The organism is Rothia sp. ND6WE1A (assembly GCF_001683935.1).
GTDB lineage: Bacteria > Actinomycetota > Actinomycetes > Actinomycetales > Micrococcaceae > Rothia > Rothia amarae.
The window spans coordinates 21,849-45,460 of record NZ_LXTU01000002.1 but is presented as its reverse complement, the minus strand read 5'-3'; the positions used below and the strand labels follow the sequence as shown (position 1 = coordinate 45,460).

The 23,612-nt window shown below is 52.7% G+C and carries 19 protein-coding genes; 3 read left to right on the top strand and 16 right to left on the bottom strand.

The genetic code is table 11. From position 1 onward, the window contains the following. Positions 1-146 precede the first annotated feature (146 nt). The 9 genes from A7E48_RS00395 to rimP form a co-directional block, all read right to left on the bottom strand. Positions 147-1,103: a bifunctional riboflavin kinase/FAD synthetase gene (locus A7E48_RS00395; RefSeq protein ID WP_068167950.1), complete on the bottom strand. Its 957-nt coding sequence runs from the start codon at positions 1,101-1,103 to the stop codon at positions 147-149. An 82-nt stretch (positions 1,104-1,185) separates the two neighbouring features. Then, entirely contained in the window at positions 1,186-1,614 is a 429-nt protein-coding gene (locus A7E48_RS00390; RefSeq protein WP_068167949.1) for a hypothetical protein, read from the bottom strand. Positions 1,615-1,662: 48 nt separating this feature from the next. Then, positions 1,663-2,034 (bottom strand): hypothetical protein, encoded by a 372-nt coding sequence (locus A7E48_RS00385; RefSeq protein WP_068167948.1) that lies wholly within the window; start codon positions 2,032-2,034, stop codon positions 1,663-1,665. Next, entirely contained in the window at positions 2,031-3,056 is a 1,026-nt protein-coding gene (truB, locus tag A7E48_RS00380; protein WP_068167947.1) for a tRNA pseudouridine(55) synthase TruB, read from the bottom strand. Before truB ends, A7E48_RS00385 begins: the two co-directional genes overlap by 4 nt. A 5-nt stretch (positions 3,057-3,061) precedes the next feature. Beyond that, positions 3,062-3,502 (bottom strand): 30S ribosome-binding factor RbfA, encoded by a 441-nt coding sequence (rbfA, locus tag A7E48_RS00375; RefSeq protein WP_068167946.1) that lies wholly within the window; start codon positions 3,500-3,502, stop codon positions 3,062-3,064. Between the two features lie 145 nt (positions 3,503-3,647). After that, positions 3,648-6,599 carry a translation initiation factor IF-2 gene (infB, locus tag A7E48_RS00370; protein WP_068167942.1) on the bottom strand — a complete coding sequence of 984 codons (2,952 nt, stop codon included), beginning with the start codon at positions 6,597-6,599 and terminating at the stop codon, positions 3,648-3,650. A 262-nt stretch (positions 6,600-6,861) separates the two neighbouring features. Then, positions 6,862-7,116 (bottom strand): YlxR family protein, encoded by a 255-nt coding sequence (locus A7E48_RS00365; RefSeq protein ID WP_068167940.1) that lies wholly within the window; start codon positions 7,114-7,116, stop codon positions 6,862-6,864. Positions 7,117-7,245: 129 nt separating this feature from the next. After that, complete coding sequence (nusA, locus tag A7E48_RS00360) at positions 7,246-8,271, bottom strand: transcription termination factor NusA (RefSeq protein WP_068167938.1); 1,026 nt, start codon at positions 8,269-8,271, stop codon at positions 7,246-7,248. 139 nt (positions 8,272-8,410) lie between these two features. Beyond that, complete coding sequence (rimP, locus tag A7E48_RS00355) at positions 8,411-8,992, bottom strand: ribosome maturation factor RimP (RefSeq protein ID WP_068167936.1); 582 nt, start codon at positions 8,990-8,992, stop codon at positions 8,411-8,413. A 163-nt stretch (positions 8,993-9,155) separates the two neighbouring features. Here rimP and A7E48_RS00350 point away from each other — a divergent pair, with 163 nt between their 5' ends. Beyond that, positions 9,156-9,968: a hypothetical protein gene (locus A7E48_RS00350; protein ID WP_141669312.1), complete on the top strand. Its 813-nt coding sequence runs from the start codon at positions 9,156-9,158 to the stop codon at positions 9,966-9,968. A 3-nt stretch (positions 9,969-9,971) separates the two neighbouring features. Here A7E48_RS00350 and A7E48_RS00345 read toward each other — a convergent pair whose 3' ends face one another. From A7E48_RS00345 to ispG, 6 genes are all read right to left on the bottom strand, one after another. Then, entirely contained in the window at positions 9,972-10,760 is a 789-nt protein-coding gene (locus tag A7E48_RS00345; protein ID WP_068167932.1) for a TSUP family transporter, read from the bottom strand. 87 nt (positions 10,761-10,847) lie between these two features. Further along, a complete protein-coding gene (locus A7E48_RS00340; RefSeq protein WP_068167930.1) occupies positions 10,848-12,659 on the bottom strand; it encodes a proline--tRNA ligase in 1,812 nt (603 codons plus the stop codon). 185 nt (positions 12,660-12,844) lie between these two features. Further along, the gene (locus tag A7E48_RS00335; RefSeq protein WP_141669311.1) at positions 12,845-14,254 is read right to left on the bottom strand and encodes a hypothetical protein; all 1,410 of its coding nucleotides are present in this window, start codon (positions 14,252-14,254) and stop codon (positions 12,845-12,847) included. Between the two features lie 93 nt (positions 14,255-14,347). Next, positions 14,348-16,093 carry a hypothetical protein gene (locus A7E48_RS00330; protein WP_068167927.1) on the bottom strand — a complete coding sequence of 582 codons (1,746 nt, stop codon included), beginning with the start codon at positions 16,091-16,093 and terminating at the stop codon, positions 14,348-14,350. Between the two features lie 400 nt (positions 16,094-16,493). After that, the gene (locus A7E48_RS00325) at positions 16,494-17,624 is read right to left on the bottom strand and encodes a GNAT family N-acetyltransferase (protein ID WP_068167925.1); all 1,131 of its coding nucleotides are present in this window, start codon (positions 17,622-17,624) and stop codon (positions 16,494-16,496) included. A gap of 51 nt (positions 17,625-17,675) precedes the next feature. Further along, on the bottom strand, positions 17,676-18,842 hold the full coding sequence (gene ispG, locus A7E48_RS00320; RefSeq protein ID WP_068168169.1) for a flavodoxin-dependent (E)-4-hydroxy-3-methylbut-2-enyl-diphosphate synthase: 1,167 nt from the start codon (positions 18,840-18,842) through the stop codon (positions 17,676-17,678). A 157-nt stretch (positions 18,843-18,999) separates the two neighbouring features. Here ispG and A7E48_RS00315 point away from each other — a divergent pair, with 157 nt between their 5' ends. Beyond that, positions 19,000-19,698 carry an MOSC domain-containing protein gene (locus A7E48_RS00315; protein ID WP_068167919.1) on the top strand — a complete coding sequence of 233 codons (699 nt, stop codon included), beginning with the start codon at positions 19,000-19,002 and terminating at the stop codon, positions 19,696-19,698. A gap of 3 nt (positions 19,699-19,701) precedes the next feature. Here the strand turns inward: A7E48_RS00315 and A7E48_RS00310 are convergent, their stop codons facing one another. After that, the gene (locus A7E48_RS00310) at positions 19,702-21,093 is read right to left on the bottom strand and encodes an RIP metalloprotease (protein WP_233125921.1); all 1,392 of its coding nucleotides are present in this window, start codon (positions 21,091-21,093) and stop codon (positions 19,702-19,704) included. A gap of 345 nt (positions 21,094-21,438) precedes the next feature. Between A7E48_RS00310 and A7E48_RS00305 the strand changes: the two genes are divergently transcribed. Beyond that, entirely contained in the window at positions 21,439-23,559 is a 2,121-nt protein-coding gene (locus A7E48_RS00305; protein WP_068167911.1) for a pyruvate formate lyase family protein, read from the top strand. Positions 23,560-23,612: the final 53 nt, after the last annotated feature.

The window sequence follows — 23,612 nt, the reverse complement described above, 5'->3', positions numbered from 1 at the left end:
CCAACAGTCCCGGCACAGCGTGAGGCGAGCTGGCTGGGTCTGGCATGAATCGCCTTTCTGAGCGCTAGCGAAGCAGGCGAGAAGGATTGCTTGCCTCACGCTGTGTCGGACTGGAGATTTTCTCTCTGATGGTTAAACCTCTATGTTTAATTTTCAGCCAGCTTTTCCTCGGTATCTAAAACATCCTGGGCTATTTGCTCAATCAAAGCTTCGGCACCGGTGTAAGCCACCGTCGGACGCAGATAATGCAAAAATTCTACGGTGACTTCTTGCCCGTAAAGATTAAAGTTTTCGATGGGTTCATCGGGGCGGTTAATGACGTGAGCCTCAACCTGGCGCTGGGTAATTCCTTCAAAAGTGGGATTAGTACCGATAGAAGTAGCAACCGGGTGGCGCTTACCGTGCTCATCAATGAGCCATCCCGCGTAGACGCCGTCGGCAGGGATAAATCCCCGGGACTGCTGCGAAAGATTAGCTGTGGGAAAACCCAGTTCTCGACCGCGGGCGGCGCCGTGGACAATTTCACCCACCATCCGATGCGGGCGTCCTAAAAGCTGACGCGCTTCCTCCACCTTTCCCTCAGCTAATAGCTGCCGGATACGTGTAGAAGAAGTACGGTGCGTCTCGTCTGCCATCAGCTCGTCAATGGTCACAACCTCAAAACCAAAGGTTTGACCTAGTTCGCGCATGGTCTGAAGGTCACCGGCATTATTATGACCAAATCGGACATCTTCACCAATTACTACGTATCGAGCGTGCAGCGCATCAACAAACGTATTCTTCACAAATTCTTCGGGCGACTGCCGAGAAAATTCCAGGGTGTAATGCAACAGGATATAGGCATCAATCCCTAGTTCAGCCAGGTACTGCTGGCGTTCGGGCTGACCCATAATCTCATACAGGGGCTCGTTCGGGCGATGAACCACCGCAGGGTGAGGGTCAAACGAAACCGCTGTGGGAGTAAGCCCCTGTTCGCGGGCAAGGTTTACCACCGTGCCCAGGACGGCTGCATGACCTGTATGAATGCCGTCAAAATTACCAATAGTAACCACAGACGGCCCGAAATCAGCCGGAATCGAGCTGATAGTGCGGTACAAATCCACGTCTTCCTCTTCCCTACTTGAACGGTTCCATATTACGCATCAAAACCTGCCGCTGCCGAATCGAGCAGAAGCAAACTTCATGCTATTTACTCACAGCGCGAGAGGTTGAAGCCTGACGAGTATGGAAGAGCCACCACAGGCCAATGATCGGGAGAACTAGCGGAACGTACCCGTAGCCGGCTCCGAAATGGGACCACACCGACGCAAGGGGGAAAAGATCGGGGCGCATATAAGAGAAGATGCCCACTCCCAGCACACCCAATAGTTCAATGCTCAAGGCACCCACTGCAATGTTCCAGGACACCGCGTCCTTCTTTGCCAAGAAGATTGTCGCTACTAGATAAATAATCGCAGAAACCAGTGAGAGCGAAATCGACAGCGGGGCTTGATCGAACTTACGCAAAATCTGGTAGAGCGCACGAGCACCTGCAGACAGGGAAAAAATCCAGTAAATAACGATCAGCAGGCGGCCGAATCCACTATTTTTGGCGGTGGGTGATTGGTTCATCATGTAATTCTTAGTCTCGTAACGGTAGGGGAAAATCAGGATTCCTAAATTTTAGTAGTAGTACCAGAGCATATTCATACGCTGAACCATCACAATAAGCACCGGCCCAACGATAGCCAGAACCAGAGTAGCCCAGCGCGTTCTCTCACTCATCGACCAGGTAAAAGCACCAGCAGGAATCACCATTGCGGTCAGCAAATACCCGTAATATTCTAGCCAGTCGCCGCTGGGTCCATCAGTCATAAACTGCATGATGATGGAGCCCACAAAATAGATGAATAGCCAGCCCTGCAGTACGATGGCGGAGCCCTGGGACCAGTCGTCCGGCGCTTTACCTCGTAAAAATTGAACCAGACAAATCAGAAAAGCAACGGTTCCCAGCAGACAGGTAATCCAGAACCAGATATCGTAACCGGCGATCATGCGGGGTTCTCCTCAAACGTATGGCTTGCTTCAAAAACCAGTAACGGTGCGGCAACGGGTTGTCCGCGGAAGGTCTTATTTTCTATAAGCCCGACGAGAGTCTGGTTGGGAGCATAAGCGGCTGTAATGCCATCTGTCGCTCCCCCGTTCGTCGCCCGCTGGTGTGCAGAAGTAGAAGGCTCAATGCGGCGTCCGAAAGAAATATCCGTGGCATCTTGAGCACTCAACTCTCTGACGCCAAACAGATGGGCTGCGGCGTCTTCTAAAGGAAACAACGGCAGAGGCTGTTCCTGTTTCCCCAGCTCTGCCAGAGCATCCAACGTATGAGCCTCGGCTACTTGGATTTCGCCAATGCGAGTACGGCGCAAGGAGGTCAAATGTCCGCCTACCCCCAAGGCATTCCCTAAATCTCGGGCAAGGGAGCGGATATAGGTGCCAGAAGAACAGGAAACCGTGACATCCAGGTCAATCACCTGAGCATCAACCGAAGCACCTTCAACGTCCACCGTAGTAATTGAGGTCCGGTCAATAGAATGTACGGCGAACTCGCTAATGGTCACCGGGCGTGCGTCCAGTTGTACCTCTTGCCCCTCACGAACGCGAGAGTAAGAACGAACGCCGTCTACCTTGATAGCCGAAACCGACGCGGGGACCTGCATGATATCGCCGGTGAGCTTTTCCACTTCTGCCCGTATCTGCCCCTCAACGATAGATGCAATCGCTTTGGGTTCAGCGAACTCAATAATTTCGCCCTCGACGTCGTCGGTGACGGTTGAAATGCCTAAGCGGATAGTAGCGGTATACGTCTTTGATTCCCCCACAATCCACGTGAGTAGCTTAGTTGCTTTACCAATGCCCAAAATCAGCACTCCAGTCGCCATCGGATCAAGAGTGCCGGCGTGCCCCACTTTGCGCGTCTGGGCAAGCCTGCGCACACGCGAAACCACGTCATGGCTCGTCATGCCCGCAGGCTTATCAACGACAATCAGCCCGGACGGCCCCTGATGCTGTTTTTTAGCCACCTGGTTTATGCCTCTTCGGATTCTTCTTCATCAGGCTTCTTGTACGGATCGGCTTCACCCGCATAGGTAGCGCCCGAAGATGCCTCAGCGAGTTCCTCATCGCGAGAGCGCGCTTTACGCAGCAAGTCCTCAATATGCGATGCATTCACCGGAACTTCATCAGGAACAAAAGTCAGCGTAGGAGTCAAACGGGCAGTAATATTCTTACCTACCTCAGAGCGCAAAACACCCTTGGCAGATTCCAAAGCCGCCTGAGTAGAAGCCTGTTCTTCAGCGGTGCCATACACCGTGTAGTACAAGGTAGCGTGCTGCAAGTCATTGGTTACTCGCGCATCGGTAATAGTTACAAAACCCAGACGTGGGTCTTTAATGCGGCGTTCCAATGCTTTGGCAACAATAACCTTGATGCGATCCGCAAGGCGGGCTGCGCGTGCTGCATCTGCCATAATTTTGCTCCTTAACGATGAGATTTTATCTTCTAAAAGTTTATCGGGGTTCTGCACTATTTGCAGAAAAATGAGGCGGGGCGCCCAGCAACATAGCCGGACACCCCGCCCTCTCACTCAACGAGTGTTAGATGATAGACACGTCTTAGACGCGGGGCTTCTCCTGAAGCTCCCAAGTCTCAATGATGTCGCCGTCCTTGATGTCGTTGAAGGAGCCGAGTCCAATACCGCACTCGTAACCTTCGCGAACCTCAGTGGCGTCGTCCTTGAAGCGGCGCAAGGACTCGATGGTCAGGTTGTCCTGAACCACGTTGCCATCGCGTACCAGGCGTGCCTTGGAATTGCGCTTGATGATGCCTGACTTGACAATCGAACCTGCGATATTACCCCACTTGGAGGAGCGGAATACTTCGCGGATCTCCGCTGAGCCAAGCTCAACTTCTTCGTACTCAGGCTTGAGCATACCCTTGACGGCTGCTTCAATCTCTTCAAGTGCGCGGTAGATGACGGTGTAGAACTTCAGTTCTACGCCTTCACGGTCAGCAAGTTCGGTAACTCGCTCCGCCGGACGAACGTTGAAGCCGATGATGACCGCATTATCAACGGTTGCAAGGTTGACGTCGTTCTGGGTAATCGCACCCACACCACGGTGGATAACGCGAACCTGAACCTCGTCCCCGCCAGCATCAATCTTCATGATGGACTCTTCCAGAGCTTCAACAGCACCGGAAACGTCACCCTTGATGATGAGGTTGAGGGTATCCATGTTGCCCTCAGCCACAGCAGCGTCGAAGGATTCGAGGGTAACGCGCTTGCGGCGCTTAGCCAACATAGCATTACGATCGGCAGCCTCACGCTTTTCAGCGATTTGACGGGCGGTACGCTCTTCTTCGGTCGAGATAAAGGTATCGCCTGCACGAGGAACGGTAGAAAGACCCAGAACCTGCACGGGGCGTGAAGGACCAGCTTCTTGTACAGCGTTCCCGTTTTCATCGAACATCGCACGAACACGACCGTGTGCCACACCGGCCACGATAGCGTCACCAATATGCAAGGTACCGGACTGAACCAAGACGGTGGAAACCGCGCCGCGACCCTTATCCAAGTTAGCTTCAATGGCAACGCCACGAGCTTCCTTGTTGGGGTTAGCGGTGAGCTCTAGAGCACCGTCTGCGGTGAGGCAGATAGCTTCAAGAAGCTCGTCAATGTTCAAACCCTGGCGTGCAGAGACGTCCACGAACATGGTGTCGCCACCGTATTCTTCAGGAATTAGACCGTATTCGGTGAGCTGACCACGAATCTTATCGGGGCTAGCGCCTTCCTTATCAATCTTGTTGACTGCGACAACAATCGGAACCTCAGCGGCCTTGGCGTGGTTCAGTGCTTCAACGGTCTGTGGCATAACGCCATCGTCCGCTGCAACAACCAGAACAGCGATGTCAGTGACCTTGGCACCGCGGGCACGCATAGCGGTAAACGCCTCGTGACCGGGAGTATCAATGAAGGTTAGAGCGCGCTCTTCGCCTTCTACCTCGGTACGGATTTGGTAAGCACCGATGTGCTGGGTAATACCGCCGGCTTCGCCTTCAATAACGTTGGTGTTACGGATAGCGTCCAGCAAACGAGTCTTACCGTGGTCAACGTGACCCATAACGGTTACAACAGGAGGACGAATCTCTAGGACATCGTCATCTTCTGCTTCAGCTTCAGCATCCAAGTTGATGTCGAAGGATTCGAAGAGTTCGCGCTCTTCGTCCTCAGGTGAAACAACCTGAACTTTGTAGCCCAGTTCAGCACCGAGGAGCTCGAAAGTTTCCTCATCCAGTGACTGAGTCTGAGTTGCCATTTCACCGAGGTGGAACAGCACGGTAATCAACGATGCGGGGTTTGCATTAATCTTCTCAGCAAAATCCATAATCGAAGCACCGCGACGCAAGCGAATAAGAGTTTCTCCGTCACCGCGAGGAACTACTACGCCACCTACTGTGGGTGCCTGGATCTGATCTTGATCCCTACGGTTCTGCTTCTTCTTCTTGCCTCGACGTCCACCGCCGCGACCGAAAGCGCCCTGAGCGTTACCGCGACCGCCGCCGGGGCCACCGCGACCAGGGCCACGGTTGAATCCGCCCCCGCCTCCGCGGCGAGGACCATTGCCGCCGCCAGCGTTGCCACCGCGACCGGGTGCACCGGCTGCAGGAGCTGCCATCTTGGTAGGCATCATGTTAGGTGAAGGACGGTTTCCGCCGCCCCCTGCATTTGCAGGACGAGGTGCGTTGTTACCTGCGGGACGGGGTCCGCCCTGACCTGCGTTAGCAGGACGCTGGTTACGACCGCCACCTGCGGGACGAGGGCCACCGTTGCCACCTGCGGGACGAGAACCGCCCTGACCGCCACCTGCGGGACGAGGGCCACCCTGACCGCCTGCGGGACGAGGGCCGCCACCGCGCTGATTACGACCGGCAGGACGGGGTCCGCCCTGACCTCGTTCGCCGCGCTCATTACGCTTGCCCATACCCTGCTGGGATGAAAAAGGATTATTTCCGGGGCGAGGACCTGGTTTAGCGCCAGGCTTGGGTGCGCCAGAAGGCTTAGGTGCTGCTGCGCCTGGTTTAGGAGCTGCGGCGCCTGGCTTAGGTGCGGAAGGAGCAGAAGATTCGTTCCGGTTCATGCCCTGCTGCGTAGAGAAGGGGTTGTTACCGGGACGAGGTCCACTAGCTTTCTGAGCCGGCTTAGTTTCTGCCTGCTGGGTTGCAGGCTTCGCAGTTGGTTTGGCACCGGGCTTCGGTGCGTTGCCGGGCTTGGGTGTGCCAGAAGGCTTAGGTGCTGCTGCGCCTGGTTTAGGAGTTGCGGCGCCTGGCTTAGGTGCGCCAGAAGGCTTAGGTGCGGAGCCCTTGGGCTCTGCTGCCTTTGCCTGGTTTTCTGCAGGCTTTTCCCCTGCAGCTTGAGGGAACGCTGAACGTAGTTTCTTTTCTACGGGCGGTTCCACGGTAGATGATGGACCTTTGACGAATTCGCCAAGTTCCTGAAGCTTACCGATAGCTTCTTTAGAAGTAATTCCCAACTCTTTTGCGAGTTGGTGAACGCGGGGCTTAGCCACATTTCTCCTGTCCTGGTTCGCACCAGGACGGCGCGAACCTTTAATACTTGAAGAGAGTAAACCGGCTTCGAGGATTGAAGCTAGCTACTTTTTTGCCTGTGTGAGAGCACAACAAAGTACTCATCGTGCGGCACTCATAGAGTTTCCATCAGTTTTCTGACTCGCTTTCGCATAAGAAGTCGTCAAACTAGTTGACTTACATATTGGTTCGCCTTGACCTGTTTGGCATGTGACCGCTCAGTCTAGAACCGGTTATACAGCACTATGCTGTCATCACCAGTTCCTGAGGCTGTACTCGGGAACGGAACGCCCTGTGAAAAGCTCCCTTGCGGTGAGCTTTGCTCAGACATTCGGAATCGGGATGAATCCAAGCTCCGCGCCCGGGTTTGTTCTTTTCATCATCAAACACTGCAAAAGGAAGAGATTCCCCTGCGCGCTTTTCGCAGACGATGCGAACAAGTTGATGGGGTGAGTCTTTGACTCTGCATCCGATACACGTACGGAGGGAATCAAGCATGGTATCCTCCTTAGGCGTAACTGGACGAAGGGCGCACAAAAGCGCGAAACGTCCATCTCAGACTGAAAAGTCGAACTAGACTATGTTCCAGTTTAGCCCCGAAGGAGGGGTTGAGCGCAACTAAGTGAGTTAGTTCGCATTATCCTCGGAGGGTTCCGTCATCCGACCTGCCTCTTCCATTGCCTGGTTAAAGCGAGATTCAGAGAGAATATCGATGCGCCAACCGGTGAGTTTTGCTGCCAGACGAGCGTTCTGACCTTCTTTGCCAATAGCAAGAGACAGCTGATCGTCGGGAACCACAGCACGGGCAGAGTATGAACGCTGATCCGTGACCGTCACGCTCTTAACCTTTGAAGGAGAAAGAGCCGCAGCAATGAACTCAGTGGGGTCATCCGAGTAATCGACAATATCGATTTTCTCGTTGTTCAATTCGCTCATGACTGCGCGTACACGCGAACCCATTTCACCAATGCATGAGCCCTTAGGGTTGATGCCGGGCTTAGTTGCCATGACCGAAATCTTGGTACGATGACCCGCTTCACGAGCAATGGACATGATCTCTACCGAACCATCTTGGATTTCAGGTACTTCGTGTTCGAAAAGACGGCGAACCAAGTTGGGGTGGGTTCGGGAAAGTTGCACTGAAGGACCTTTAGGTCCGCGACGAGCCTCCAAAAGATAGGCACGCACGCGCGAACCGTGCGGGTAACGTTCACCGGGAACCTGCTCAGAAGACGGCAGAACAGCCTCCACCGTGCCTAAATCAACGTGAACCATACGGGGATTCGGACCCTGCTGAACCACACCGGTTACTAGTTGACCTTCGCGATCCTTGTATTCACCCAACAAATGTGAATCTTCTGCGTCGCGGAGGCGCTGGTAGATGACCTGGCGAGCGGTCGATGCGGCGATACGCCCAAAGTTATTGGGGGTGTCGTCGAATTCGCCTATCTGCTCATCATCATCATCGAGCTCAGGAGCCCAAATAGTGACCGCGCCAGTCTTACGGTCAATCTCAGCACGTGATTCTCTAATCGCGCCGGGCTGTTTCTGGTACGCCAGCAACAGAGCGCTCTCAATCATCGGAATGAGTTCCTCAATTGAAATGTCTCGCTCTTTTTCCAGCAGTCGCAGGTTGCTCAGATCGATATCCATAGCCGGCCTTTCCGTGTAGAACAGGGCCGGGACACTTGCGGTGTCCCGGCTCCGTCGATGTGTTCAATTCACGCGAGCTTTCCCGCACAAAACATCTTGTCGATTAATACGTCTTGGAGTAAGTCTAGCGAACTTAGACCTAGTGGTTGAACTCAATCTCTACATTTGCGCTAGAAATTGAATCCCAAGGCAAGGTTTCTTGGTCTTTATAAGACTCCGGTTGCCCCTTTTTCGTCTGCTTTTTGCGGCGGATTTTGACGCCTTCCTCTAGGACTTCATCTAGGCGAGCGAGGAAGGGCTCACCGTCGGTCAGGTCAATATTGAGCAGGCGGTTCAGGGATCGTTTCCAATGCCGACGCTCGGTCAGGGCGCGCGTAGCGCCAGGTGAAGAGACCTCTAACAGGTAGGGGTCTTCACCGTCATTAGCTTGATCGAGTACTGCTGAAATGCCCTGGGAAACTTCGGCAATGGTGTCGAGGGAGAGGAAGTCGGTGCGTTCTTCGGTGTAGTCAATCACGATTTCTAAGGTGCGGTTCTTACCGGAACCTTTAGCGTTCAGCGACTCTAGTATGCATCCGAACTCTTCGATGACGGGAACAATTGCGGTGCGGATTTCTTCGGTGTTGATAAAGGGCTTGGGGGGTGTACTGGTTTGGATACCTGCCGCTGCGCGTTCAGCCGCGCGTCGTTCACGGGAATTCAGCTCTGTTTTCTTTGCCATGAATTACTTTCTCTAGGGAAGTAGTTGATAGTTGTATATTCTTCGTGCTTAACGGTAGCGAATGAGCTGCGGTTGTGCATTGTTTTTTCTCTGGAAGCGTGCTCGGGGGCTACTGCGAACCTGTGCGAAGATAGAGAGGGTTCTGTTGGTTGAGAAGAGGTGCATGATGAAAACATCGACGGGTATATCCATGCTTGCAGCGGTAGGGATCCTTGGTTTGGGTACTTGGGGGTATAGCTCGGCTCAGCAGACTGACAGTGTGGAAAAACAGCTTGCTCCCCAGGTTCGTATGGTGCAGACTCTGCAATCTATTCAAGATAACTCTGCGCAGGCATCCATCGATCAACTGATAGAGAAGCAATTGGAGCAGGTGCCTGAAAGCGCCCATGAACTGAGTTCCACTGAAACATCAGAAGTACCGGACTTTTCCCTCACGTCCGGAGTTGATGAGCTCTGGAATATCGCCGTCGATGATTCGACGGACGCCGCAGACCGCGCTCAAGCACTCACTTTCGCCCTGCAGCTCTGGCATGCGGGTAGTGCAGAGAAATTAGTTAAAGGCTCACCAGAGTTTGTCGGAACTGTGCACATCAGCTGTGATTCTCCGAATCATGCTGAATCTGCCCCGGACAGTGTGCAGGATACCTTGGCATCTGCCCATGCCTATCTTTATGCAGCACAAGTTATTGACGCCCGTTCCCCTGAGCCGGAGGACAACGTCGATGAAAAACGCATATCCGATGCGCTTGCTCAAGCCGAAAAGTGGGAGCAAAATCTTTCGGAGGCAACTTCTTGTAATTTTCAGGTTCCCGCCCAGCAACCTGCTTATGACTTCGATGAAGCGCACGCTGCAGATTCTTTGAAATCTCTTCAGAACAATGTAAAAACGAACGCTCAGGCGGTTTGGGCTGATTCCGCTGTAACTACTGACTCGCCCATCTTCGGGGAGTCGGTGAAACTTTCGTTTGGAGAGTAGTTCCTAGAAGAAAAGTGCTCTGCTCCAAAGATCCCACGCCATCGTAAGAATCAATGCAGAAACTACCCCCATCATCATCACTCGAATGAACTTATTCCCCCGCGCTATGGCTGTTCGTGCACCCAGGTAGCCACCGCAAAGATTTGCCGATCCCAGCAGAAGTCCCAATGACCAAACCTGGTACCCGGCAAGCGCAAAGAAAATCAACGCTCCAAGGTTAGTCGCAAGATTGATAATTTTTGTTTGAGCAGTTGCCAGCAAAAAGTTGTATCCCAGAAGACTAATCAAGGCAATCATCAAAAATGAGCCGGTGCCCGGTCCGAGTAGCCCGTCGTAGAACCCAATCACCACGCCGACACCCAAAGCTGTGAGAATATGCCGAGCCCCAGTATGTTTGAGTTGCTGCAACTCCCCCAGATTCGGTTTGAAAACAGTAAACAGCAGAACCCCCACCAGTGCGCAGACAATAATGGGTTTGAAAAGGGTTGTAGGGATATGGGTTGCAACTATTGCCCCTCCCATACTCGCAAAAAATGCCACGACAGCAGTAGGTAGCGAAGTTTGGAGATCGGCGGAAGTCCGCCGGTAATAGGTGGTGGCGCTGGCAACTGTTCCAAAAACTGAGCCCAGTTTATTGACCGCTAACGCCTGGTAGGGAGTGAGTCCAGGTACAAGCATCAGCGCCGGTAGCTGAACCAAACCTCCACCGCCAACTACCGCGTCGACCCAGCCAGCAAAGAAACCCGCGCACACCATTAAAATCAAGGTCATTGGATCCATTGATTCAAACATGAGGGGGCTCCTTCACTAGCCCACGAAGCAAAAGTTCTCCGCGCCCTCATTTTCAGTTCCCTTTTTCAGGTCGCGGAGATACTTCTTTTATTTATTTACTTCTCGCACAATTTCTTCTGCAGCGGACTCGACGGCAATATCCCGAGTCTCGCCAGAACGGCGATCTTTCAGCTCTAGCTTGCCGTCCTTGAAACCACGCCCCACCACAACGATGGTAGGAACGCCCAGCAATTCGGCATCGCCAAACTTCACGCCGGGAGATGCCTTGGGGCGATCATCGAACATTACGTCAAGACCGGCTGCAGATAATTCTTCCACTAGCTTTTCAGCGTATTCGGTAATATCTGCCCCTTTGCCGGTAGCTATCACATGGACGTCTGCAGGGGCTAGATTTCGAGGCCAGATTAGGCCCTTATCGTCATGGTTTCCTTCAGCAATCGCTGCGAGCGCACGGGTAACACCCACACCGTAAGACCCCATGGTGACAGTCTGCAACTTGCCGTTTTGGTCTAGAACCTTGAGCCCCAGAGCTTCTGCATATTTGCGGCCCAGCTGGAAGATGTGCCCCATTTCGATGCCGCGGGCTGCAATGAGAGGTCCCGAACCGTCGGGAGCGGGATCACCTTCTCGAACTTCACAGGCCTCAATCACACCGTCCGCCTCAAAATCGCGTTCGAAGACGAGGTTGTACACATGCTTCTCAGCTTCGTTAGCACCGGTAATCCATGTCGAACCGGAGACTACACGGGGGTCAACAAAGTATGGGATTTCGGTCTCTGATTCGGTGCCAAGCAGTTTTGCATCGAGAGAGAGACCGGGGCCAATATACCCCTTGACCAGCTGGGGGAATTTTTTGAAGTCTTCCTCGGTTGCTGCTTCTACCTCAACTTCGCCGCCAATACCGAGCAATACGCCCACGTTCACTTCGACGCGGCCCATGTCGACCGCGCGGTCGCCAGGCACGCCAATGGCAACAAGCTGGCGAGTGCCATCGGGGTGAATGACTGCGATAACAACGTTTTTCAGGGTATCTGCAGCGGTCCATTGCCCCTCTGATTTGGGGTGAAGCGCATTGGACTGTTCTACCAGAGTCTCGATAGTGGGTGAGTCTGGAGTTACCTCGATGGATGCCGCAGGGGTGTTGCTGGCATCGATAGGTTCTGGCACTACGGTTGTGACTGCTTCAACGTTTGCCGCGTATCCACCTTCCGACCGCACAAAAGTATCTTCGCCGACAGGCGTGGGGTGCAAGAACTCTTCCGAGCGGGAGCCACCCATAGCACCTGATTGTGCCTTCACGATGGCGATTTCTAAGCCAAGGCGCTCAAATATACGCTGGTAAGCCCCACGGTGAGCGAAATACGCTTCTTCCAACCCGGCGTCGTCAATGTTGAAGGAGTAGGAGTCCTTCATAATGAATTCACGACCGCGGAGCAGTCCGGCACGAGGACGCGCTTCGTCGCGGTACTTGGTCTGAATCTGGTAGAGATAGACCGGCAAATCTTTGTAGGAGCTATAAAGGTCCTTGACCAAAAGGGTGAACATCTCTTCATGGGTAGGAGCCAAAAGCATGTCAGTGCCGCGGCGATCCTGCAGGCGGAAAAGATTATCGCCGTACTCGGTCCAGCGGTTGGTCGCCTCATAGGGTTCACGGGGCAAAAGAGCAGGAAAATGAACTTCCTGTGCACCAATCGCGTTCATTTCTTCGCGCACTATGTTCTCAACTTTGTTGAGCACCTTAAGACCCAGCGGCAACCAGGTATAAATGCCGGGGGCAGCACGACGAATGTACCCGGCGCGAACCAGCAGTTTGTGGCTGGCGACCTCGGCATCTACCGGATCATCGCGCAGAGTGCGCAGAAAGAGTTGTGAAAGGCGAGTAGTTGCCACCTGAATCATCCGTTTCTCTTGGGGTTCTCCCCCAGCACGCAGGCTAGAGGCATTTTGTTTTATTCTACTGTCTCACGGCATGCACAACAGAAAAAGTAAAAAAGAGCGGTGCGCACCCTCTAGAAAGGATGCACACCGCTCTAAGACGCGACCATTAAGCTAAATCAGCACATCAGACGTCGAGAGATAATCCCCTACCAGTTGAAGAACGCCTGAGCTTCAGGATTTAACGTAATTTCTGCCTCATAGGTTGGATTGACGAGCTTACTATCTGGCATGAGCCATTTGATAGATCCATGCTCAAATTGCTGCGTTTGGTATTTGAGGCCGCCTTCTTCCACAATTTTTGCCTCAGCAACAGGCACGCCCAAAGCGCTCACCTTACTAGGCTCAAGATTCCAATCGCCTTGGTACCACTGCTGAGCTTGCGTCCAAGATCCACGGCTAATGATGGACTCTTGATATCCCAGCCATTCCGAGCGATAGGCTTTAGCTCCTGTTACAGGAGTGTGATCTGCGTTAGCTTTGATGATGTACATGGCACGGGCATCTGTGACGAAAAGGGCACCGCCCTCTTCACCGGGTAGCCCTGGCATATCTGAGTAGGAAGCCTTGGACCAGTCGATGGAATTAATATCAAGCGGGGTATAAGGAACTTCGTGGTCAATCACGTAGTCCTCAACAGGCTGCCAGGTCTTTGTTCCATCTGCATTGACAACATACTGGGAGTGCTGCACGCTGACGGAGCGCTCGCCATAGGCTTGAAGTGCGAACTCATTGACTGCTGACTCACCGAAGATGCTGACATAGCCCATATCGCTGTCGCCGCCGTCAGGGGAAAATGAGATGATAAGCCCGCCATAATACGAAGGGTTCTTGATGTATTCGGTATAAACCGGTCCTTCAAGTATTCCGCTGTTTCCGATCTGCTGGTCGTAAAGGAAAACGCGTCCTTTATATCCTACAGCTACTGCGTAGTAACGACCGTCAGTGACGATAATGTCTTCAGCCGTAACGGTAGAGTCAAAGGATTTATGCACCATATCAAGAACTTTGGCTTTGGTTGCAGCTTCGTTGTCTACTGCTGGCTTGGCATCAAAGCATGCCTTGGCTGTGCCTCGCGTTTGCAACCATTTCTTACCTTCGACTGAGTTCAAATCAATGGATGAACCCGCAGTCGCCTTGGTGCCACCGACGACGACGAGGTGGCGGGTCTTGCCGTCAAAAGTTGTTACCGATGGACCACAATAAGTGTTATTCCAGGCGTCACCTTCGAGGGCGCCAACCACACCGATACCGCCTGCTTTTTCATATGCCTGAGCACGATCGGCACCGGTAATAGCTTTGACGCCGGTGGATGAACCCCAGGTAATAACAGACTTTTCAAAAATCTGCTCGCAGCCTTTACCCTTAACGCATTTCTCCGGCGATAATGGCTGGCCGTATTTGGCAGGGTCTGTTTTCCAGAGTTTGGTGATACCAGCGTTGGGGTTCATGTAGACACTCGGAATAGGGGCCGCCTGAGCCACACTGGGTAGTAGCGCGACGAGAGCAGTCGCAGAAAGAAGCGAGACGCCCCATTTGTTGGATGAAAATTTCATCATTTTTCCTCTTCGTTGAGTTTTAGGGGAAGTGCAACAGGAATCCTTCTTCCCATTGCACTTCTTATAGGAATAGCCCGAGAGCTTCCCGGATTATTAGCCAAGACGCTCGTCATAAATTTTTTGTGTTTCAGCGTCCAAAGTAACAACAGCATCCTTAGCCGCAGCATCCCCTACTGGCACTTCCCATTTAATGGAACCGTGTTCAAACTTCTGAATCTGGTAGGTAACGCCGTTTTCTACAACGGTTTTACCATCCTCAAGAGGAACACCTAGGAAAGCGTGAGGAGCGGTATCTCCTGAAGGGGTGGGGTTAGACCAGGCGGAGAAATCATTGTAGGTAAAGCGTCCGTCAAAGGGATAGAAGTAACCTAACCAATCAGAACGGTATGCGGCTGCCCCCGCTTTGGGAGTCCCATCTGCATTTGCTTTGATAATAATGGATGATGCTGGACCGTCTTGATAGAAGAGCGCTCCACCTGCCTCGTTGGGAAGACCCGGCAACTCGTAATAGTGTGCCTTGCTCCAGTCGACCTTGGCGGGATCGGTGGGAATCCAAACAGGTTCACGGTCGATATGCTCTGTGACTCTAGTCCCATCTGCATTCTCAACGGTGTAATACACGGACTGAGTCTTTTCTCCCCCAGCCCAGGCAGATTTACCATCGGCGGTAGTGAAAAGGGAGACTGCCCCGTTATAGAGGGGACCTCCACGTCCATCGCCGTATACTTCGGTCCCATCCCAAGTACCAAAATGGCTAGGGTTCTGCAGAAATTCGTCGTAGACGCGGTTGTCCATCACTCCAAACTCTCCTGATTGGGAGTCATAGATAAAGGCAAAGGCTTCACCCTTTTCTGCGTAGAGGTGATTACCGATTGGTACAAGATTTCCTGTGTAACCGTCTGCAGGAATATCAAGGCGTTGTCCAATGATCTTAGAGTAGGCTTTGGCACCCTCTAGGGAAATATGAATCGAGTGTTCTCCGGTAGCGGGGTTATACGTCACGGTGCCACCCTCAAACTGCTGGGTGTACGCTTTGTCCTGCCAGGCAGGCTGGGCAACAGGCATACCGAGAGCAGCTACTGGATCAAACGCAGTATTTTGGTACGCCCGCTCCCAGTTATTCCAATAGATATTGGTCTTGGCGAACAGGGGCACCTCATAAACAGTTGCACCAGCTTTTGGCTTCAAGTTGGCATCTGCTGCGACGACGTATGAGGTGGTGTCTGTGCGGAAGGTGAGGCGGTCGCCGTTCCACTCATGGCTTGCTTTGGACCAGTCAATATTTGTGGGGATTTGGTTGTTTTCACCGGGAGCAGGAGGAGTAACTACCGAGGTAAAGCACTTCTTGGATGTAGCGCGATCCTTAATCCACTGTTTGCCTTCGACCGAGTTCAAATCGATAGAAGAACCAATAGTTGCTTTATCTCCACCCACGACGACGAGGTGGCGGGTTTTACCGTCAAAGGTAGTAACTGAAGGGCCACAGAAAGCGTTATCCCAGGCGTCGCCCTCTAAAGCACCAACCGTACCAATGCCGCCAACCTTCTCAAACGCCTGAGCACGCTCTGCGCCGGTCAGCGCCTTGACACCGTTGCGGGAATTCCAGGTGATAACAGACTTCTCAAAAACCTGTTCACAACCTTTTCCTTTAACGCATTTCTCTGGTGAAACAGGATTACCATACTTAGCTGGGTCAGTCTTCCACAGCTTTGTAATCCCAGCTTGGGGATTCATATAAATGGCTGAAGCATCGGCCGCCTGTGCTGCGCCGGGAGCCAAGCTCATCAAGAAAGTAGCCGAAAGAAGGGTAGCGCTCAGTGTGCGTTGTTTTTTACCCATGAGTAATCTCCTCTAAAAGTGCATATATGTATGTAGGGATGTGCGAAAGACGCGGCTAAAGCAGGTAAAAATGCCTGTCAGCCGACTCTTAAAAGAATTACGGAAAATAAAGCTCTCACTCAGATATTACTCAGAGTTTTGAAAATTTGTCCTTATAACTGTGGGTTAAGGCGCAAAAATACCTGTGACTAGGGGAAATTATGCTAACCCCGTTTGACCCACAACTCGTATCCCCTCCCTGACAAGGGGATTTAAACATTTTTGATGTTTCCTTCAAATCAAAAGATAGATATTTAAACGACAGATTACTGAGTGAGTGTCATTTTTACTGCGCACAGCGAGTTAAAGACTAAAAAGTTTATTACGAACTCAAGACGCTGATCAGGGGAACTTTTCAGACTCAGAAGAGGATGGTGGCAAACGTGTTTTCTTCACTCATACCCAATGCTGCATAGAGTTTACGCGCCCGGGTATTGAAATCATTCACATACAAGCTGATGTGCGGAAAACGCGGCCTGATAAGCTGGAACGCCTGAGCAAGCAACGGCTCAGAGAGCCCAAACCCTCTGTAAGCAGGGTGTAGCCACACCCCTTGAATCTGGCAAACATCGGCATGCGCCAACCCCAAATCCGCCTTAAAAACCACCACGCCGTCGTCGTTCGTTGCCACCACAGACCGCCCGGTTCTAATGAATTCGTCGACTCTGCGGGCATAGCCCACAGGATCCCTAGACATAGGATCGTAGCCGACTTCTTCGGTAAACATAGCAACCGATGCCTTGAGCAAAGATTGGCGGTCTGAGGTCCTCGCCCAACGAGCGCCACCGGCAACGACCTGAGGTGCTTCTAAATCTGGACGGTATAACGACTGCGCAGCCAGGCGTTCAAGCGAAACATCCAGAGGTAGATACAGAAGTGGTTGGTTCTCTCGGATCGACAATGCTTTGCCCATTTTAGGGGCAAGTAACTCCCAGAGGCCAAGGACGTCCTGTTGCGCTCCAAAAATGGAAGCTACTGTCCGAGACGAGCGAGCAATAACGGTTGCCACCTGAGCGCGGTAGGCATCAGGAATCACCAGAGGTACGCAGTTTGATCCCAGCCAAAACGCACCTACGAGGACGTGGGAAATCGGCGCTGCACTACGCAGTGGCTCTTCTCCATCGTCTTCTAGCTCTGAGGATGATGGACGAGCTTGGGAGATGGGGGAAAGAAATATATCGGCAATTTGTTTGATACGGGGGCTCAAACTAAGACCGCTCTGCCGCCGGTGCTGTTCAGGCTCTAACCCGGCGTTGGCTACGGGCGCCGTCGTCTCGTCGCTGGTCGGTTCAAAAATACCCATGAACCCGGCAGACGTTCGCAACGCCGGCATAGCTGACGACGCTGGCAACCCAAACAGATCAAGGTGCTCCGCTGCATAGAGAAAAGCTACCGGATCCGTGTTAATCATTGCTTCTAAATTAGCCCGATCCTCCATGGTGAGGGGGCGAATCAGCGCATCACGCGATGAACGCTGAAGAAATGAAAACACGTTTCCGGTGGCTTTCTCGTAGGAGGTTCATCGAAGAGAACCTACGGCTGGCTATTTGACGGTGACCTCGGGCGCGGCATCATCTGGCACGAATTCACCGCGTGCTTCCATCTCAGAAGCAATACGGTTTGCTTCTTCGATGAGGGTAGGAACGATTTCTGATTCGGGTACAGTCTTGATGACTTCACCCTTCACAAAAATCTGGCCCTTTCCATTACCGGAAGCAACGCCCAAATCGGCTTCGCGAGCTTCGCCGGGTCCGTTGACGACACAACCCATGACGGCAACGCGCAGGGGAACCTTCATACCTTCGAGACCGGCTGAGACGCTTTCTGCAAGTTCCCATACATTCACCTGGGCGCGACCGCAGGAGGGGCAAGAAACAATATCGAGTTTACGAGGGCGCAGGTTCAGTGATTCAAGAATCTGAGAACCGACCTTTACCTCTTCAACAGGAGGAGCTGAGAGAGATACACGAATCGTATCGCCGATACCTTCAGAGAGCAGAGCGCCGAAAGCAGTTGCGGACTTAATAGTTCCCTGGAATGCAGGACCAGCTTCAGTCACGCCCAGGTGCAAGGGCCAGTCGCCCGCTGCTGCGAGCTGGCGGTAAGCCTCAACCATCACTACGGGGTCATTATGTTTCACTGAAATCTTGAAGTCGCGGAAGCCGTGCTCTTCAAACAATGAGGCTTCCCAAACTGCCGATTCCACCAGGGCTTCAGGGGTTGCCTTGCCGTATTTCTCCAGCAGGCGCGGGTCCAGAGAACCAGCGTTGACGCCGATACGGATAGAAGTACCGTGCTCCTGCGCTGCCTGAGCAATCTCTTTAACTTGGTTATCAAATTTGCGGATATTACCAGGGTTCACACGAACCGCGCCGCAACCGGCTTCAATCGCCTGGAAAACGTACTTGGGCTGAAAATGAATGTCAGCAATCACGGGAATCTGTGACTGCTTGGCGATGATTGGAAGCGCCTCGGCGTCCTTATCGGTGGGGCATGCAACACGAACGATATCGCAGCCTGCTGCAGTCAGTTCAGCGATTTGCTGTAGGGTCGAGCCGATATCGTGTGTCTTGGTCGTAGTCATCGACTGCACAGAAATAGGAGAATCTGAGCCTACGCCCACCGAACCGACGTTGAACTGGCGGGTTTTGCGGCGGGGTGCGAGTGTGGGCGCTGGTGCCGCTGGCATTCCTAGATTGACCGAAGCCAAGATAAATCCTCCAAAGTTTTTGCCTAGATACGTGAAAACCACGCATCACATCATCATCCTATTCTGCCACTTCATTCCCTCAGGAGCGATATAGGAGCAAAGTACATTTGCCCACGTTGTTCAGGGCGATCAGAGTGCGTTTGAATATGATGGAGACATGGCTTCTTCACTTTTGAAAATTCCCGCTGCCGGAGGCACACACGGCGTCGTTGTTTCAACCAACGTTGCCCGACCAATCCCCTGCCCTACCGGGGAAGATAAGATTTCGGGGATCAACAAACTGCCCCAGAAATTCATCTCGGTATTTGCTCCGGGGCCGAATTATGGTGACGGCTCAGGAGTAAAAGGTGATGCTATTGGAGACTGCAAACATCATGGAGGCGCCGATAAGGCAGTCTATGCTTTTGCTTTAGAAGAATTACAGTGGTGGTCTAAAGAAAACAACAGCACCTATGAGTCGGGCGCTTTCGGGGAGAACCTGACGACGGAGGGCGTCGATTGGAGCACCGCAGTCATTAATCAAAAAGTACGCGTTGGGTCAGCTCTGTTGCAGGTGAGCGTGCCTCGCCAGCCCTGTCGCACGTTCGCCTCCTGGTTAGACCAAAAGGGCTGGGTCAAGTCTTTTACCCAGCACGGGGATTCTGGCTGCTACTTCAGAGTGCTTGAACCCGGCGTGATTTCTCCCGGTGATACCCTGGAATTTCTACCCGCGCCAGAGCATGGAATCACTATGGGTATGGCGTTTCGGGCGAAAATGGGCGATAAGGAGCTTGCGCGCCAGGTCTATGAAGCACAGTGCCTGCCATCGCACCACCATGAACAGCTGGCTAAACTACTCCGTATTAACCGCCCCTAGACCTTAGAAAATACTGACTGGCTTGAAAATATCGGCAAGAATCAGGATGCCGGACATCGCCAAGAACGCCCCGGCAACTATCCAGGTCAGTGGTAGGAGCTTGACGGGGTCGAAAGCCCCCGGCGAAGACTTTCCTCTCAGCTTTGCCCATATTTTACGAATCCCCTCCCAGAGAGCACCCAGCACGTGGCCACCGTCCAGCGGTAGTAAGGGAATCAGGTTGAAGACAAAGAGCATCAGGTTCATCGAGCCGATAAGCGAAACCAACGAAGCAACCTTGGAGTGCAGATCGATTTTGTCTGTTGCCGCTACTTCACCGGCGATTCGCCCCACGCCCACTACAGAAACCGGTGAATCTGCTGCTCGCTCACCGTTGGTCAGTAATGTCTGCGCCACACCCCAAACGCGGACAGGAAGTTTAATGAGGGTAGAACCAATCTGCTGCAAATTCTGCCCCACGGTAGGTAGTACATCGCTCACAGTGCCGGGAGTCAGTTCACTCGTCGGACCAACTCCGATGAAACCGACCTCCACAGTTTGATAGGTGCCATCGGCATTCTTCTCATACTGGCCCGTTAGCTCATTGAGCACAGGGCGCGCGGTGAGCATCGGCTCAATAGTAAGTTCGGTGCGCGTGCCATCGCGCTGCACCGTAACAGGCACACTCTGATTAGCGTGGGAGCGAATAAGTTCGCTCAGCTGATCCCAGGAACTGACCTCAGTTCCTGCAAACGACAGAATCTTATCCCCCGGTTCGATACCCGCCTCAGCCGCAGGAGATTGAGGCGCATCGTTTCCGCAACCATCCGAGGCAGCGTTATCGACGTTCGTGGCTGAGACCTTTTGAACGCACTGAGAAACTGATGAAATCGTGGTGGTAGGTTGCTGCTGACCAAAGCCCAAAATTAATACAGCAAGGCAAAGTACACCGATGAGTAAATTCATGGTGGGCCCGCCCAGCATGATAATGATTTTCTTCCAGACAGGTAACTGATAGAAAAGTCGCCCCTTATCGGTGGCAAGAATCCGTTGGGCGTCCGCGCGTCGGGCTTCATCATATATATCTGCTAGCGGTCCAGGTTTTTTCTGGGGGTCGCGCGTCGCCCCCGGAGGATACATGCCCACCATAGCGATATACCCGCCCAGCGGTATAGCTTTGAGCCCGTACTCTGTCTCGCCTCTTTTCACCGAAAACAGCGTTTTACCGAACCCAATCATGTACTGAGGTACTCTCACACGGAAAATTTTCGCAGGAACTAAATGCCCGATTTCATGGAGGGCAATCGAAGCGGCAATAGCAATGACCATCACCACCACACCACTGATAAAGAGTGCAACTCCCACTAAATTCTCCTGAACCGTCATTCGTTGAACAATCGTGCCTCCGTGAAGCATACACACGGAGCTCCCCGTAGCGATTACTCACGGGATGCTAGCTATCCAATCACGAAAACCTGTGGATAACCCAAAAGGTCATTTTTACACTAAGAATAAGGTTCAATTTACATAAACTTCACAAATGAAAATATAGAGAATAGTTTGGAAATTCTATTGAAGAGTTATCCTGCATAACATTTCTCATAAGCCTGATATTCTGCGGTTTTTGACCCTACTTCTACTCAAAATGACTCTTAACATTCTTGGTGCGGGGCTGACCTTCACGCAGCAATTTTATAGAGTAAGAGTATTCGAACATTCAATATTTTATTGAATAAAAGCACCTCTATAGGAGCACAACAGATGACCGTAACAGTAGACCGTCCAGATACCATCCAGCCCGATCAGAACGATCCAAAAACTGAAGCTTGGGCTGGGTTTGTTGGTGGTCCCTGGCAGGAGCATGTAGATGTCCGCGATTTCATCATGCGCAACTACACTCCCTTTGAAGGTAACGCTGATTTCCTTGCAGGTCCCACCGACAAGACCCTGCGTGTATGGGACACTCTAGAGAAGAAGTACCTCTCAGTTGAACGCGAACGCCGCGTCTACGATGTTGATACCGAAACTCCCGCTGAGATTGACGCTTTCGGCGCTGGCTACATTAGCGAAGACGACGACGTCGTCGTTGGCTTGCAAACCGATGTTCCTCTCAAGCGCGCCATGATGCCTAACGGCGGCTGGCGCATGGTTGAAACTGCAATCCGTGAAGCCGGTAAAGAACCCAACGAAGATGTCAAAAAGATCTTCACCGAGTACCGCAAGACCCATAATGAGGCAGTGTTCGATATCTACACTCCTCGCATTCGTGCGGCTCGTTCCTCTCACATCATCACCGGTTTGCCCGATGCATACGGTCGCGGTCGCATTATCGGAGACTACCGCCGTGTAGCCCTCTATGGTGTCGACTTCCTGATTTCTGAAAAGGAAATTGACAAGGATCGCGTAGCCGATCAGGGTTTCTCCGAGCACTGGGCGCGCTACCGTGAAGAGCACTCAGAGCAGATTAAGGCTCTGAAACGCTTGAAGAAGATGGCTGCCAAGTACGGCTTTGATATTTCTGGTCCTGCAAAGACCGCCAAAGAAGCTGTGCAGTGGACTTACTTCGGTTACCTCGCCTCCGTGAAATCCCAGGACGGCGCAGCTATGTCTATTGGTCGCCTCTCGGGTTTCTTGGACGCCTACTTTGAGCGCGATCTCAAAGCCGGTCTGATTACCGAATCTGAGGCTCAGGAAATCATTGATGCGCTGGTTATCAAGCTGCGCATTACCCGCTTCCTGCGCACTATTGATTACGATCAAATCTTCTCCGGCGATCCCTACTGGGCGACCTGGTCAGACGGTGGGTTCAGCGACGATGGTCGTACTCTGGTCACCAAGACCTCCTTCCGCCTGTTGCAGACCTTGCGTAACCTTGGCCCTGCTCCCGAGCCCAACATCACCATTTTCTGGGACGAGCGGTTGCCCGAAGGTTACAAAGAATTCTGCTCATCAATTTCTATTGAGACCTCATCCATTCAGTACGAATCTGATCCGCAGATTCGTGACCAGTGGGGCGACGATGCCGCTATTGCCTGCTGCGTTTCTCCGATGAAGGTCGGCAAGCAGATGCAGTTCTTCGGTGCGCGCGTCAACGCTGCGAAGGCTTTGCTGTACGCCATCAACGGTGGCCGCGACGAAGTGAGCGGCAAGCAAATCGTTGAAGGTCATGATCCTATTTCCGGTGACGGCCCCCTCGATTTCGATGAGGTCTGGCAGAAATATGAAGAGATGCTCGACTGGGTAATCGGTACCTACGTTGAGGCTTTGAACATCATTCACTACAGCCATGACAAGTACGCCTACGAAGCTATTGAAATGGCTCTGCACGATTCAGATATTATTCGCGCCATGGGCTGCGGTATTGCAGGTCTCTCCATCGTTGCGGACTCCCTGGCAGCTATCAAGTATGCCAAGGTCACCCCGATTCGCGATGAGACCGGTCTGATTGTGGATTACAAAACTGAAGGCGACTTCCCCGCCTACGGTAACGACGACGATCGCGCAGACGATATTGCTGCGACCATCGTTCACACGGTCATGAGCAAGATCAAAGCGATCCCCATGTACCGCGATGCAATCCCGACCCAGTCCGTACTTACCATTACTTCCAACGTGGTTTATGGCAAGGCAACGGGTAACTTCCCCTCCGGTCACCGCGCAGGCACGCCCTTCTCCCCCGGTGCAAACCCCGAGAACGGCATGGACACCCACGGGATGGTTGCCTCAATGCTTTCCGTCGGCAAACTGGATTACCAGGACGCCCTCGATGGCATCTCGCTAACCAACACCATCACGCCTACCGCGCTGGGTCGCACCAAAGACGACCAGGTCAAGAACCTCGTCGGTATTCTCGACGCTGGATTCTTGCCCGAAGAAGACTAATCAACCCCGGTAGGACGCCGAACCGCGCGCGTCCTACCACCACCCTTTCAACA

Bases quoted from the DNA above. Each gene is read 5' to 3' on its own strand.
- A7E48_RS00390 (WP_068167949.1), bottom strand. From the start codon at position 1,614: ATGATGAACCAATCACCCACCGCCAAAAATAGTGGATTCGGCCGCCTG.
- A7E48_RS00385 (WP_068167948.1), bottom strand. From the start codon at position 2,034: ATGATCGCCGGTTACGATATCTGGTTCTGGATTACCTGTCTGCTGGGA.
- rbfA (WP_068167946.1), bottom strand. From the start codon at position 3,502: ATGGCAGATGCAGCACGCGCAGCCCGCCTTGCGGATCGCATCAAGGTT.
- A7E48_RS00365 (WP_068167940.1), bottom strand. From the start codon at position 7,116: ATGCTTGATTCCCTCCGTACGTGTATCGGATGCAGAGTCAAAGACTCA.
- nusA (WP_068167938.1), bottom strand. From the start codon at position 8,271: ATGGATATCGATCTGAGCAACCTGCGACTGCTGGAAAAAGAGCGAGAC.
- rimP (WP_068167936.1), bottom strand. From the start codon at position 8,992: ATGGCAAAGAAAACAGAGCTGAATTCCCGTGAACGACGCGCGGCTGAA.
- A7E48_RS00350 (WP_141669312.1), top strand. From the start codon at position 9,156: ATGATGAAAACATCGACGGGTATATCCATGCTTGCAGCGGTAGGGATC.
- A7E48_RS00345 (WP_068167932.1), bottom strand. From the start codon at position 10,760: ATGTTTGAATCAATGGATCCAATGACCTTGATTTTAATGGTGTGCGCG.
- A7E48_RS00340 (WP_068167930.1), bottom strand. From the start codon at position 12,659: ATGATTCAGGTGGCAACTACTCGCCTTTCACAACTCTTTCTGCGCACT.
- A7E48_RS00335 (WP_141669311.1), bottom strand. From the start codon at position 14,254: ATGATGAAATTTTCATCCAACAAATGGGGCGTCTCGCTTCTTTCTGCG.
- A7E48_RS00330 (WP_068167927.1), bottom strand. From the start codon at position 16,093: ATGGGTAAAAAACAACGCACACTGAGCGCTACCCTTCTTTCGGCTACT.
- A7E48_RS00315 (WP_068167919.1), top strand. From the start codon at position 19,000: ATGGCTTCTTCACTTTTGAAAATTCCCGCTGCCGGAGGCACACACGGC.
- A7E48_RS00310 (WP_233125921.1), bottom strand. From the start codon at position 21,093: ATGCTTCACGGAGGCACGATTGTTCAACGAATGACGGTTCAGGAGAAT.
- A7E48_RS00305 (WP_068167911.1), top strand. From the start codon at position 21,439: ATGACCGTAACAGTAGACCGTCCAGATACCATCCAGCCCGATCAGAAC.